Genomic DNA, 13,804 nt, shown 5'->3' with positions numbered 1-13,804 from the left:
CGGGTGCGCGGGCGGACCGGCATCGGGATGCGCCTGCGTGGGGATGGCGATTGGGCCGGAGCACCACGCGTAGGCGGCGGCCCGGGCGCGCCTGCGAATCCGCGCGAAGCGCTAGTCCGCGCCCAGTCTCCACGCCAGTCCCGATACACGCCGCACGTGCCGCGACAGTGCCTGGCGCAGTACCGGCTCACTCGCGACCAGGTGCAGCTCGTTCCTGGCGCGGGTCAGTCCGGTGTAGACCAGCTCGCGCGAGAGCACCCGGTTGTCGCGCACGGGCAGCAGCAGCCAGACCGCGTCGAACTCCGAGCCCTGCGCCTTGTGCACGGTCATGGCGAAGGCGCTGTCGTGCGCCGGCAGGGTGGCGGGATGGAAGGCGCGCGGATTGCCGGGCGTGTCGCCGGGGAACCAGGCCACGAGGTGGCCGTCGCCGTCCTGCAGGCAGATGCCGATGTCGCCATTGAACAGGCGGTGGCGATAGCTGTTCTCGGTGACCAGGACCAGGCGGCCGTGGAAGCCCTCCTGCGCCGGGCCTCCGCGGCTGCGCGGCGAGGCGTCGAGGCGGCCGCGCAGCAGCGCTTCGATCCGCGCGTTGAGCGTGCGCGCGCCCTGCGGGCCTTCGCGCACTGCGGTGAGGATGCGCAAGCGCGTGGCCTCGGCGAGCGCGGCGGCAGGAGTGTCGGCTTCGGCCAGGGCCTGCCAGTGGCCGAGCAGGCGCTCGCGATGCGCCTGCAGCGGGTCGCCCCCGTCCTCGTAATGCACGTTCGACAAGCGCCCCGCGCGCAGCAGCGACAGCGCCTGGTCGCCATCGCCTTCGCGCACCGCTTTGGCCAGCGGCGCGAGTTCCAGCCTGTCGGACTGGCGGTAGCCGCGGACGAGGTGGACGCGGCGTCCGCCGAACGCGGACTGGGTGCTGGCGGCCCCGGTCGGGGACGCGGGCGTCCCCAGCAGCGGCGCCATCGCTCGGCCCTCTTCGGCATCGAGCGCGTCGCCGGGGCCGGCGGCGCGCAGGATCGCGGCCAGCACGTCGCCGGCTTCGACCGAGGGCAGCTGGTCGGGATCGCCGAGCAGGACCAGGCGGGTGCCGTCGGCGACGGCGTCGACCAGCTTGGCCATCAGCGGCAGGTCGATCATCGAGGCCTCGTCGACCACGACCACGTCGTATTCGAGCGGATTGGCCGCGTCGTGGCGGAAGCGCGGCGAGTCCGGCAGGGTGCCGAGCAGGCGGTGCAGGGTGCTGCCGCTGGCGGGCAGCGCGGCGCACAGCGCGGGGTCGATGCCGGCCACTTCCAGTTTCGCCAGCGCATTGCGCACGCTCTCGGCCATGCGCTCGGCGGCGCGGCCCGTGGGCGCCGCCAGCGCGATGCGCGGCGCGGGCGCGCCGGACTGCGCCGCCTGCGCGGCCAACAGCACCAGCAGGCGGGTGATGGTGGTGGTCTTGCCGGTGCCGGGGCCGCCGGTGACCAGCAGCAGGCTGTGGCGCAGCGCCAGCGCGGCGGCGCGGGCCTGGTGGTCCGGCGCGTGCTCGCTGCTTGCCTGCGGCGCGGCGGCGAACAGGTCGCGCGAAGCGCCTTCTTCCAGCTGCGCGGGCACGGCGCCGGGAAACAGCTGCGCGAACAGCGGCGCCAGCGCCGCCACGTCGGCGGCCGGTGGCGGATGCGCGGCGATGCGCCGCAGGCCCAGCGCCAGCGCACGCTCGTATTCGCGGTAGCGGCGCAGGTAGAGCAGGCCGCGTTCGAGCACCAGTGGTGCATCGGCGCGCGCCGGGTCGTCGCCGTGGCCGGGCTGGTCGACCCAGGGCGAGGCCGACAGCGCGCGCTCCCAGGCGTCGGGCGCGGGCCAGTCGGCGTCGGCATCGACCAACAGCCCGGGTGCGGCGAGGTCGAGCCCGGCATGGCCGGCGGAGACCGCGTGCGCGGCCAGGGCGGCGGCGACCAGCACGGCATCGGGCGTGTCCGGATCGAGCCGGCGCAGGCTGTGGGCGAAGGCATGGTCGAGGGTGCGCAGGGCACCGTCGCGGCGGAGCTGTTCGAGCAGGCTCATGCGGGGGGCTCCGCCTGGCCAGACTGCTGTGGATGTCCCGGGTCCGACCTTCCCGCGCGCGCGCGGAAGGTGGCTTCGAGCGGCGGCTTCCGCATGCGAGCGAAAGCCGGGAAGCACCCCGCCGCCGGCGCCTTCCCCCGCCTGCGGGGGAAGCTTGGGATGGGGGCAGGTTCCCACGTGGCGTCATTGATCGCGGCGACCGGGACGCGCCCCCACCCCAACCCTCCCCCGCCAGCGGGGGAGGGGGTGGACGCGTCGAGGGGGCGGGACTGGCCGCCGCGCCAGAGGGTGTCGGGCAAGGTCATGCGGAGGACTCCGCTTGGCCAGGCGGCTGCGGGGACGCCGACCCCTGCCCTCCTCCCCCGTGGACCGGGGAGGGAGCGAAAGCGTCGGCGATGTCGGGGTGCGCTTCGCCCGCGAACAGCGCATCGACCGCATGCACCAGCGCGGGCGCGAAGGTCCAGGCCTGCACGCCGGGCGAATCCGCGCGCGTGGCGTCGATGCCGCGGCAGAACAGGTAGCGCACGCCGCCGAAGTCACGCGCGTAGTCGTAGCCCGCACCAAGCCGGAAGCGCAGCCAGCGGTGCAGGGCCACGGTGTAGATCAGCGCCTGCAGCGTGTATTCGCTGTGCTCCATCGCCTCCGACAGCTGCGCCGGTCCGTAGCCGGGCAGGCGGTTGGACTTGTAGTCGAGCACGTACCAGCGGCCATCGTGCTGGTAGGTGAGGTCGATCAGGCCGGTCATCAGGCCCTCGAGGCGGCGGCGCGCGCCGAAGGCTTGGCGGCCGCGCACCAGGCCGTGCCGGTGCAGCAGCGACAGCAGCGCATCGACGCGGGTGGGCGCGAGCGCGAACTGGAATTCGATTTCCGGGCGCCGGCGTCCGGGCGGCAGTCCGGCCAGCGCGATGCCTTCCGGCAGGGCGACGGTGAGGGTGTGGCCGACCAGGGCGGCGAGGAAGGCTGCGCCTGCCTCCATGTCGCCGGCCGCGTATCCGCCGCGGCCCAGGGCGTCGAGCAGGTGCTGGCGCTCGCTCGCCGGCGCGGCGTCGCCGGGACGCCAGTCGCGCCAGGCCTGGAAGTCGGTGTGCTCGAAGACATCGTGCAGTACCACGCCGAAGCGGGTGCCGCCGAAGCGCGGATCGGCCTCGTCGGCCACCGGCGCCACGTCCTCGGCCTCGCCGGCCGGCTCGTCGCGCCCACCGGCGGCGGGCTGGGTCGCGGCGCTGGACGGATCCTGCCCGGCATCGGCATTGGCGAGCTGGGTGAAGCTGTAGACCCACCAGTCGCTGGCCAGGTGGCGGATGGCGCTGCGCGCGGGCGGCACCTCGCCTTCCTGCTCCGGCGCCAGCCAGGGCAGGCGCGCGGGCGGCGCCGCGGTGCCGAGCACGATCTCGCCGGGCGCGGCATCGGCCAGCGCCTCGAAGTTGCGCAGCATCGGCGCCAGCGGCGACTGGCCGTGGTTGTAGAACGGGCCGCCGGCCAGCCACAGCGCGTCGCGCGCGCGGGTGAGGCCGACGTAGAGCAGGCGCGCGTCCTCGGCGTCCTGCGCCAGCTTCCAGCGCGCGGCCGCTTCGTCCCAGCCGCTGGTGGCCGCCTGCAGCTTCCACTGCAGCACGCGCCCTTCGCCGGCGTGCACCACCACGCGCCGTCCGGGATCCGGCGTCTTGCCGCCGATGCCGACATAGGGCAGGAACACCAGCGGGTATTCGAGGCCCTTGCTCTTGTGCAGGGTGACCACCTGCACGCGGTGCGCATCCGACTCCAGGCGCAGCAGCTGCGCCTCGTCGTCGGCATCGGCCTCGGCGATCATGCGTTCCAGCCAGTCCACCAGGCCATGCAGTCCCAGCGTGCTGCGCTGCGCTTCCTGCAGCTGCTCGGCCAGCTGCAGGTAGTTGGTGAGCCGGCGTTCGCCATCGAACAGGCCGAGCAGGCGCGGCGCCTGCGTGGCGCACAGCTCGCCCACCAGGGCCAGCGGCCCGCCGCGGCGCAGGCGTTCGCGCCAGGCCAGCGCCTGCATCCGCCACTGGCGCAGCGCGTCGCCGGCCTCGTCGAGCGCGGCGATGCGTTGCGCGTCCTCGCCGACCAGGACCGTGGCCAGCGCGGTGCGCAGGCGGCCATCGTCGGCGCCATGCAGCAGCGCCTGCAGCAGGGCGTACAGCTCATGCGCCTCGGCGGTGGCGAACAGGCTCTGCTTGCCGGCCGAGACCGCGGGAATGCCGACCGCCGCCAGCGCCTCGCGGATGCGCGTGGCCTCGTGGTGCTTGCGCACCAGCACCGCGATGTCTCCCGGACGCACCGGACGGCCGTCGACCAGCGCCCTGCCGGCACGCGCATCGACCAGGACCGCGTGGATGGCGGCGACGCAGGCGTCGGTGGCGAGCTCGCGCGAACGCGTCGCGCTCCATGGCTTCTGCCTGCCGTTGCGATCGGGCGGCGGCGCCGGTGCGCGCCACAGGACCAGCGCCGGCGCGGGGACGCCGTCGCGCAGGTAGTCGGCGTCGTCTCGCTTCCCGCCCGGCGCAACGCGATGGAAGGCGATGCGGCGATCGACGAAGGCCGCCTCGCCGGCATTGGCGTAGAGCGCGTCGATCGCGCGCAGCACCGAGGGCCGCGAACGGAAGTTCTGCGAGAGCGGCGGCGCGGCCTCGGCCGTGGCGCGCGCGGCGAGATAGGTCTCGACATCGCCGCCGCGGAAACCGTAGATCGCCTGCTTGGGATCTCCGATCACGAACAGCGCCGGATCGCCGCTGCCGGCGCCGAAGACCCGGTCGAAGATCCGCCACTGGCGCGGATCGGTGTCCTGGAACTCGTCGACCAGGGCGATGCGGTACTGCGCGCGCAGGCGCTGCACCAGGGCGTCGGCCTGGTCGCCTTCGAGCGCGTCGGCGACGCGGTCGATCAGGTCGTCGTAGGTCTGCACCCGCAGCTCGCGCTTGTGCAGGGCGAGGCGGCGGCGCGCGTCCCCGCGCAGGCGGTGCAGCAGGGCGACCTGCTGCGCCTCGCGGTAGTCGCCCATCGCCGCCAGCGCGCCGGCGTATTCCTCGACCGCGCCGCACAGCGGTGAATCGGGCGTGCGGCCCTGGCCGGACTTGCTGGTGCGCGCGCGCAGGGTCTCGCGATGCAGCTGCGCGAGCTTCTGGTGCGAGAAGGGCTGCTGCGTATCGCCCGACGCGCACCAGGCCTTGAGCGCCTCGAACAGGTCCGCGATCCACTCCGCCTTGTAGCTGCCGCCATGCAGCACCTTGCCCTCGACCGCGCGCAGCAGTTCGTCGCGGAAGCTGTCGCCATGCATGCGGCCGGCGTCGACCAGGCCCTGCGCCGCGGCCTGCAGCATGGGCGTGGGATCGGGGAGCGCGGGTGCGGGCTCGGGCAGCAGCACGCTTTCGCGCACCAGCGGCGGCAGGTCGCGCGCCAGGGCTTCCGGCCCATCGGGCCAGAGCCCGGCCAGCGCATCGACCGCGGCGGCATCGGTGGCATGCGCACGCCAGAGGTCGGCGGCGATGGCTTCGCGCAGCGCGCCATCGTTGGCCAGCAGTTCGGGGGCGTCGAAGCCCTGGCCGCTTTCCAGCGCGTGCTCGCGCAGCACCCGCGCGCAGAAGCCGTGGATGGTGAAGATCGCGGCGAGGTCGATGCCGTCGGCCGCCGCACGCAGGCGGCGCTGCAGCGCGGGACGCGCTTCGCCGCCGCTGGACAGATGCGCTTCGATCAGCCCGCGCGTGAGCGCCGCTTCCGGCGATTCGTCCTCCGCGCCGGGCACCGCGGTTTCGGCCGCGATCTCCGCTGCCAGCAGCAGGCGACGGCGGACGCGCGCGCGCAGTTCCTGGGTGGCCGCCTCGGTGAAGGTGACCGCCAGGATCTGGCCGATGCTGATGTTCCGCTCCAGCACCAGGCGCACGACCAGGGTGGCGAGGGTGAAGGTCTTGCCGGTGCCGGCCGAGGCCTCGATGGCGCGCACGCCCTCGAGCGGCAGCGACAGGTAGGCGTCCTGCGCCGTGCTCATGCGCCGCCCTCCGCATCGACGGCAGCGGCCAGGCCGGCCAGCGCGCCGGCATCGACGCCGCCGTAGACCTTGCCGAGCTGCAGGGCGGAGAACACGGTGAGCGCGACGTCGGCGAAGCGCAGCAGGGCCTCGTCGTCGGCGAAGGGGTCACGGCCGCGCAGCGCCAGGCGCAGGGCCGGCGCCTCGGCCTCGGCGAATCCGCGGCCGTTGCCGCGCCATTTCTCCGCGGCCAGGCGCACCGCGCGATCGAAGGTGTCGCCGTGCAGGAACAGCTCCCAGCTGCTGTAGGGCGCGAACGGCAGCGGCTCGCGCAGGCCGCGCGCGCGCAGCTGCAGCAGCTGCCGCAGCGCGCGCTGCGCGTCTTCGGGCGACAGCACCGGACGCGCGTGCGGGCCCAACCGGTCGTCGTCGCCCTGGTGGAATTCCGCCATGGGCAGGTCGAGGCCAGCCGCACACGCCAGCAGCCAGTCGAGGCCGTTGCGGATCGCGGCCGGGCCGTTGGGCTTGCCGAAGCGCAGGCGCGCAAGGCCATGCGGATAGGCGTCGTCGAGCTTGCCGTACACGCGCACGCCGTCGATCAGCGCTTCCGCGGGCAGCGAGGTCGGCGCGGCGTCACTGCGCCAGCCGGAGAACGCGACGACATAGGGCGCCAGCTGCGCCTGCTGTGCCGCCAGCACGCGATGGCCCAGCGGTCCGGACGGCAGCAGCCCGCGTGCGCGCAGGTCGGCATGGATGGCGGCGGGCCGCTCGCCGCGCAGCAGCGCGTCGAACACCGCGCGCTGCAGGCGGGCGCGCTCCAGCCCGCCGGCGGGTGCGGCCAAGGGCTCGATGTCCTCGCCGCGCGCCTCGACCTCGGGCAGGCGCAGGCCCATCCGCGCCAGCAGCTGCTCGGCCGGGCGCAGCAGGAAGCGGCGCAGCGCGTCGATCGACAGCGCAGGCTCTTCCTCCAGCGGATCCAGTGCCTCGCCGTCGAACCAGGGCGGCAGCGCCACGCGCTTCGCGGTGGAACCGGCGGCGGCAACGCGCCAGTGCTCGCGGTAGGAGAAGCGGCGCGGCTCGCCGCCGGCGCCGAAGGCCGCGGGCGAGAACGGCTGCAGCGGATGCTGGACCACGAGGTCCGAGGCTTCGACGCCGGGCCCGTGTTGCGCACGCGCCACGTCGAGCAGTTCGGACACCAGCACCGAGGGTTCGCGCGCGCTGCCGTCGCGCGGATCCGCACCCTGCCAGCTGACGTAGAACACGTCCTGCGCCGCGGCCAGCAGCTGCAGGAACAGGAAGCGGTCGTCCTCGCGGGTGGAGCGGTCGCCGATGCGGCGCGCATCGCCGCCGAGTTCCGCGGTCAGGCGGTTGAGGCCAGCGGCCGGATCGCGGCGCGGAAAGTCGCCGTCGTTCATGCCGAGCACGCAGATCACGCGGAACGGCAGCAGGCGCATCGGCACCATGCGCCCGATGCTGACGCCGCCGGTGAGCAGCGGCGCGCGTGTATCGGCCTCGCCCAGCACGGCGGCGAAGTGCGCGCGCACCGCCTCGGCCGGGACCGGCGCGTCGAAACCGGCGCGGGTGGCGCCGTTGGCGAAGTCGTCGACCAGCGAACGCAGCCGGTCGAGCGCGCGCCCGGTGGCGGGATTCGACGGCGGGCGCGGCAGCAGCGCGTCGAGCAGGCCGAGCAGGCGCTCGCGCCAGGCGGACGGCGGCAGCGACTCGCCCAGCGCGCGCGCGTTGTGGGCCAGCACCCGCAGCAGGCGCACGAGGGTGTCGAGCGCGTCGAGCGCCCCGCCTTCGAGTTCCGGCATCGGCGCGACCAGCACGCCCGAGGCGGTCGGGATCGGCGCGTCGCTGCCGCTGGCGTGGCCGAGCAGCAGGCGGTCGAGCGCGAAGGCCCAGGTATAGGCATCGTCCTCCGGCGCATCGAAGCGGCGTCGATGCGCGGCATCGATGCCCCAGCGCGCGCCGGCCGCGGAGAGCCACAGCTGCAGGCGGTCGATATCGGCCGCCTCGAGGCGGTTGGCCTCGGCCAGCGGCGGGCTGGCGAGCAGGTCCAGTGTCTCGTGCAGGCCGAAGCGCGAGACCGGCAGCGCCAGCAGGCGCAGGAACACTTCGGCCAGCGGTTCGCCGGCCAGCGGGCTGGCGTCGGCGAGCGCATAGGGAATCGCGTCCTCCTGCGCGCGGCTGCCGAACACCGCTTCGAGGTAGGGCAGGTAGGGATCGATGTCCGGCGCCAGCACCGCGACCTCGCGCGGCTGCAGCGGCGGGTCGAAACGCGGGTCGTCGAACAGGCCGCGCAGCTGGTCGTGCAGCACCTGCAGTTCGCGCAGGCGGGTGTGGCAGGCATGCAGCTGCAGGCTGGGATCGGCGGGGTCGACCGCCTCGCGCAGCGGCCAGCCCGGCGCGCCGCGGCGATGGTAGAGGTCGGACTGCAGGCGGCGCAGCAGGCTGCCGTGCAGCGCGCCGCCACCTTCGCCCGGATCGGCATGCACCTCGAACTCGGCCGAGGCATGGACCACCTCGTAGCCGCCGATCATGCGCATGAAGTCGACGCCGGCCGCGCCCCAGCGCTGCAGCAGCGGGTTCTCCGCCTCGAGCGCCATGGACGCCCCGGTGCCGCCCTGGCGCCAGCGCTGCAGGTCGCCCCAGTAGTCGCGGGCCGGCGAGGGCACGAAGAAATGCAGGGTGCCGACCCGCGCCTGGGTGGCGATCACGCGCAGCACGTCAGGCGAGACGTTGAGCGTGGCGAAGGCCGAGAGCCGCGCCGGCAGGCCGGCGGGCAGCGGGCCGTCGGCCGCGCCGTGGCGGTCGAGGTACTGCTGGATGCGGCGCGCGCGATGCAGCCGGCCCTGGGCGACACGGCGCCAGAGGATGGCCTGCGGATCGGCAGGATCTGCCCCGGCCTCCCAGCGCAGCAGCCAGTCGCGGCGCCAGGCCTGGTATTTCTCGAACACGCCGGCCAGCTCGCCCGCCAGCGACCAGGCGCGCAGCGGGTCGTCGCCGGCGACATGCGCCGCGATCGCCGCCAGCGCCGGCTCGGCCAGCACCGCGCGGTCGGTCAGCGCCGCGTACAGGTGCCAGCGCAGCGCCACCGCGTCGAGTTCGTCGCGTACCACACCCGGCTCGACGCCGGCCGGCGGATTGGCGGCCAGCGCGCGTCCGACGAACTCGCCCGGGGTGAGGAACTCGATGTTGGCCGCGACGCCGTGCTCGGCGGCGAGCGTGGCCTGCAGCCAGCGGCGCATCGCGACCTGCGGGATCAGCACCACGTCCGGCTCCAGCAAGCCCTGGCCGGGGACCGGCGTGCGCAGCTCGGCGGCCAGCAGCCCCGCCAGCACGTCCAGGGCGTTGGAGTGGTAGAGGCGGAAGTCGGTCCGGGCGCGGGTCTGCATGGGCCCGGGCATTGTGCAGCAAGCCGTCGCGGCCCTTGAGACGCGGCCGGGCCGGGCACCGGGGTGGGTCCGGCGGGCTTTGGTGTTTATACTGCGGGGCTAGCTGCGGCTCCGTCTGCCGCGGGCAAAGGTGCTTTCGTGCGCAATTACGACCTCGAGTTCCTCAAGCGCTTCTCGCTGGTGATCGGCTTCCTCGTGCTGCTGACGCTGGGCCTGATCATCGCCGCCGCGTTCCTGCACCGCGCACTGCCGACGGAGGTCGATCCGGCCGCCGCCAGGCGCACCGAGAACCGCATCGCGCCGTCGGGCGCGGTCTACGCCGGCAGCACCGGCGCCGCGGCCCAGGCCGCTGCCGCCGCGGCCGCCGCCGCCCAGGCCGCGTCGCAGGTCGCCTATGGCGGCACCCTGGACGGCTCGGTGATCTACCAGAACCTGTGCGCGGGCTGCCACACCTCCGGCGCCGGCGGTGCACCGACCCTGGCCCGTGGCCAGTGGACCGCGCGCCTGGCCCAGGGCACCGAGACCCTGTACCGCCATGCGATCGAAGGCTTCACCGGCGAGACCGGCGTGATGCCCGCCAAGGGCGGCAACCCCGCGCTGACCGCCGAGCAGGTGGAAGCCACGGTCGACTGGATGGTCGACAACCTGCAGTAATCGCGACCGCCCGGGCGGTCGCCGCAACGCCGCCCCCGGGGCGGCGTTTTCGTGTCCGCGCTACGAGAAACCGGAATGGCCCTGTCCAGTTCCCTGTCGCCGCTCGCATTGGCCGCCCTGCTCGCGGCCTGCGGCACGCCCGCGGTCGAGTCTCCCGCCACCGTGCCGGCGCGCGCCGACGGCGTGCTCGCCATCGGCCAGGTCCAGGGCCGCGGCGAGGCGAGCCCCCTGCTCGACCGCACGGTCATGGTCGAGGGCGTGGTCACCGGCAACTTCGGCCGCCACCTCGGCGGCTGGTTCGTGCAGGACGCGGGCGATGGCGACACGGCCACCTCCGACGCCGTCTTCGTGGTCGCCGATGTCGATCCTGGCCTGCGCGCCGGCCAGCGGGTGCGCGTGCGCGGCCGGGTGGTCGAACATGGCGAACGCGCGCGCGGCACCCTGACCACGCTGCAGGCAGCCTCGATCGAGCCGCTGGGCGAGGGCCAGGCCCCGGCGCCGGTGGCGCTGTCCGCACCGCCGGCCGACTGGGAGCCGCTGGAAGGCATGCGCGTGCGCATCGACACCCCGCTCGTCATCGGCGGCCAGCACGAGCTGTCGCGGCGCGGCGTGCTGCACGCCAGCTTCGGCGAGCGCCTGCGCACGCCCACCGAACTCGCGCCGCCCGGCCCCGATGCGGCCCGGGTCGCGGCCGACAACGCCCGCCGCCGGCTGCTGCTCGACGATGCCCGCGCGGACGAGCGGCCGTCCAGGATCTGGTACCTCGACGGCGCGCCCGCGCCGCGCTCGGGCAGCCTGGTCCATGGCGCCGAAGGCATCGTCGAGCAGCGCTGGGGCGAGTGGCGCCTGCAGCTGACCGCGGTGCCGCACATCGAGGCCGCGCCGCGCCCGGACGCTCCCTCCGTGCCGGGCCGCGTGCGCCTGGCCTCGTTCAACCTGGGCAACCTGTTCAACGGCGACGGCCGCGGCGGCGGCTTTCCGACTCCGCGCGGCGCCCGTACCGAGGCCCAGTGGCAGGCGCAGCTGGCCCGCGCCGTCGCGACCCTGCGCGAACTGGACCCGCACGTGGCCGCGCTGATGGAGCTGGAGAACGACGGCGACGGCCCGGAATCGACCATCGCCCAGCTGGTGGAAGCGCTCAACGCCGGCGGCGGCGACTGGGCCTTCGTGCGCACGGGCAACGGTCCCGGCAGCGATGCGATCCGGGTCGGGCTCATCTACCGCAGCGCGCGGCTGCGCCCCGAGGGCGCGCCCGCCACCCTGCGCAGCGGCCCCTTCGGGCGCAACAGCCGGGTGCCCCTGGCCCAGGCCTTCGTGCCGGTGGTGCAGGGTCGCGACGCCGGTCCGGCGTTCGTGGTCGTGGCCAACCACTTCAAGTCCAAGGGCTGCGGCGAAGCCGGCGGCGACAACGCCGACCAGGGCGACGGCCAGGCCTGCTGGAACCCGGTGCGGGTCGAGTCCGCGCGCCTGCTGGACCAGTGGCTGGGCAGCGATCCCACCAGAACCGGCAGTGATCTTGTCGCCATCGTGGGCGATCTGAACGCCTACGCGCAGGAAGACCCGCTGCGCCTGCTGCGCGGCGAGGGCTGGGTGGATGCGCTGGCGGCAATCGCGACGCAGCGCCACAGCTTCGTGTTCGACGGCATGGCCGGACGGCTGGACCACGTGCTGCTGAGTCCGGCGCTGGCCGGGCGCCTGGCGGGCGCGGCCATCTGGCACAGCAATGCCGACGAGCCGGCCAGCGCCCGCGACCGCGGCGAGGCCGGCGCGAGCGCCCTGCCCTGGCGCAGCTCCGACCACGATCCGCTGCTGGTCGGCCTGGACCTCTGAGACCTGGCGCATGCTCGCCTGGCCTGCGCAGGGCCGCGGGTATCATTCGGCCATGCCCTCGCATCCCGACATGCCCGCCGAAGGCGGCAGCCTGCTGCTCCCCGGCCCCGCCGGCGCGCTGGAGGTGGCCGTCGATCCGCCCGAGGGCGACGCCCCCGCCCTGCCGCTGGTGGCCATCGTCTGCCATCCGCTCCCGACCGAGGGCGGCACCATGCACAACAAGGTGGTGACCATGGCCGCGCGCGCCCTGCGCGAGTCGGGCGCCACCACGGTGCGCTTCAACTTCCGCGGCACCGGCCAGTCGCAAGGCGAGTTCGACAACGGCGACGGCGAGCTGGACGACCTGCGCGCGATCGCGGCCTGGGTGCGCGCGCAGCGGCCCGGCCATGCGCTGTGGCTGGCTGGCTTCAGCTTCGGCGCCTATGTCTCGCTGCGCGCGGCGGCCGAACTGCAGCCGGGGCTGCTGATCTCGATCGCGCCGCCGGCGGGGCGCTGGGACTTCCAGGCCATCGACCTGCCCACCATGCCCTGGCTGGTGATCCAGGGCGAGGCCGACGAGATCGTCGATCCGCAGGCGGTGTACGACTGGCTGGAGCGCAGCGGCGCCCAGGCCGAACTGGTGCGCATGCCCGACACCAGCCACTTCTTCCACCGCAAGCTGATCGACCTGCGCGGCGCGATCCGCCACGGCGTACGCGCCTACCTGCCGCCCGCCGATGTCTGAGCCGGACGCGGCACCGCCGTCGGCGCGCTACCTGGCCGGCGTCGAACGCGGCGAGTGGGGCGATGATCCCGCCCAGCGCGAGGCGCTGCGGGCGCTGGACCGCATCCACGCGGCACTGCTGCAGCCGGAGCCGCGGGGCATGTTCGCGCGCCTGCTCGGCCAGCGCGCCGAGGTGCCGCAGGGCCTGTACCTGTGGGGTGGCGTGGGCCGCGGCAAGACCTTCCTGGTCGATCTGTTCTACGCCGGCCTGCCCCTGCCCGAGGTCCGCGGCGCCAGCCTGGCCAGCGGCGCGCTGCCGCAGCGCGCCCCCGCGCGCGGCCCCGCCGGCAAGCGCCGCACCCACTTCCACCGCTTCATGCGCAGCGTGCACGCGCAGCTGCGCGCCCACGGCGGCGAGCGCGACCCGCTGGCGACGATCGTGCACGACTGGCGCCGGCAGATGCGCGTGCTGGTGCTGGACGAGTTCTTCGTCAACGACATCGGCGACGCGATGATCCTGGCGCGGCTGCTCGAGCGCATGTTCGCCGAGGGCATCGTGCTGGTGACCACCTCCAACGTCGACCCGCCCGACCTGTACCGGGACGGCCTGCAGCGCGCGCGCTTCCTGCCGGCGATCGAGCTGCTGCAGCGCCACTGCCAGGTCGTGTACCTGGACAGCGACACCGACTACCGGCTGCGTGCGCTGACCCGCTCGCCGGTGTACCGCGCGCCGCTGGACGCGCAGTCCGACGCCTGGCTGGACACGCGCTGGCGCGAACTCGGCGGCGACGATGCGCATCGCGACGCCGGCATCGAGATCGACGGTCGCCGCATCCCGGTGCGCGCGCGCTGCAAGGACATGGCCTGGTTCGATTTCGCGGCCCTGTGCGAAGGCCCGCGCGGCACGACCGACTACATCGAGATCGCGCGCGAGTTCCATACCCTGCTGCTGGGCGGCATCCCGGTGTTCGACGAGTCCCGCAACGACGCGGCGCGGCGGTTCGTGCACCTGGTCGACGAGCTCTACGACAGCCAGGTCAACCTGGTCTGTACCGCCGCCGCGCCCGCGCATGCGCTGTACGCGGGCGAGCGGCTGGCGGGCGCGTTCGAGCGCACCGCCTCGCGCCTGGTCGAGATGCAGGGCGCGGAGTACCTGGCGGCCGAGCACCGCGGCGGCTGAGGGCGCCGGACGGCCGGATC

At 74.5% G+C, this 13,804-nt stretch carries 7 protein-coding genes; 4 read left to right on the top strand and 3 right to left on the bottom strand.

From position 1 onward, the window contains the following. Window positions 1-111 precede the first annotated feature (111 nt). From recD to recC, 3 genes are all read right to left on the bottom strand, one after another. Window positions 112-2,040, bottom strand: a complete 1,929-nt coding sequence (recD, locus tag ACFQ2D_RS05160; protein ID WP_280943609.1) for an exodeoxyribonuclease V subunit alpha — start codon at window positions 2,038-2,040, stop codon at window positions 112-114. A 301-nt stretch (window positions 2,041-2,341) separates the two neighbouring features. Next, window positions 2,342-6,040 (bottom strand): UvrD-helicase domain-containing protein, encoded by a 3,699-nt coding sequence (locus tag ACFQ2D_RS05155; RefSeq protein ID WP_280943610.1) that lies wholly within the window; start codon window positions 6,038-6,040, stop codon window positions 2,342-2,344. Then, the gene (gene recC / locus ACFQ2D_RS05150; RefSeq protein ID WP_280943611.1) at window positions 6,037-9,417 is read right to left on the bottom strand and encodes an exodeoxyribonuclease V subunit gamma; all 3,381 of its coding nucleotides are present in this window, start codon (window positions 9,415-9,417) and stop codon (window positions 6,037-6,039) included. The genes ACFQ2D_RS05155 and recC overlap by 4 nt, the downstream gene beginning before the upstream one ends. A 138-nt stretch (window positions 9,418-9,555) precedes the next feature. On the opposite strand from recC, the gene ACFQ2D_RS05145 reads away from it, so the two are divergent. The 4 genes from ACFQ2D_RS05145 (at window position 9,556) to zapE (ending at window position 13,784) form a co-directional block, all read left to right on the top strand. Further along, window positions 9,556-10,071, top strand: a complete 516-nt coding sequence (locus ACFQ2D_RS05145) for a c-type cytochrome (protein WP_280943612.1) — start codon at window positions 9,556-9,558, stop codon at window positions 10,069-10,071. Between the two features lie 93 nt (window positions 10,072-10,164). Next, entirely contained in the window at window positions 10,165-11,901 is a 1,737-nt protein-coding gene (locus ACFQ2D_RS05140; protein WP_386795607.1) for an ExeM/NucH family extracellular endonuclease, read from the top strand. Window positions 11,902-11,953: 52 nt separating this feature from the next. Further along, window positions 11,954-12,625: an alpha/beta hydrolase gene (locus ACFQ2D_RS05135; protein WP_280943614.1), complete on the top strand. Its 672-nt coding sequence runs from the start codon at window positions 11,954-11,956 to the stop codon at window positions 12,623-12,625. After that, window positions 12,618-13,784 carry a cell division protein ZapE gene (gene zapE / locus ACFQ2D_RS05130; RefSeq protein ID WP_280943615.1) on the top strand — a complete coding sequence of 389 codons (1,167 nt, stop codon included), beginning with the start codon at window positions 12,618-12,620 and terminating at the stop codon, window positions 13,782-13,784. The genes ACFQ2D_RS05135 and zapE overlap by 8 nt, the downstream gene beginning before the upstream one ends. The last annotated feature ends 20 nt before the right edge of the window (window positions 13,785-13,804 follow it).

This window comes from Luteimonas composti, from assembly GCF_042678665.1.
In the GTDB taxonomy this organism is placed as follows: domain Bacteria; phylum Pseudomonadota; class Gammaproteobacteria; order Xanthomonadales; family Xanthomonadaceae; genus Luteimonas; species Luteimonas composti.
This window is presented reverse-complemented; position numbering and strand designations above follow the sequence as displayed.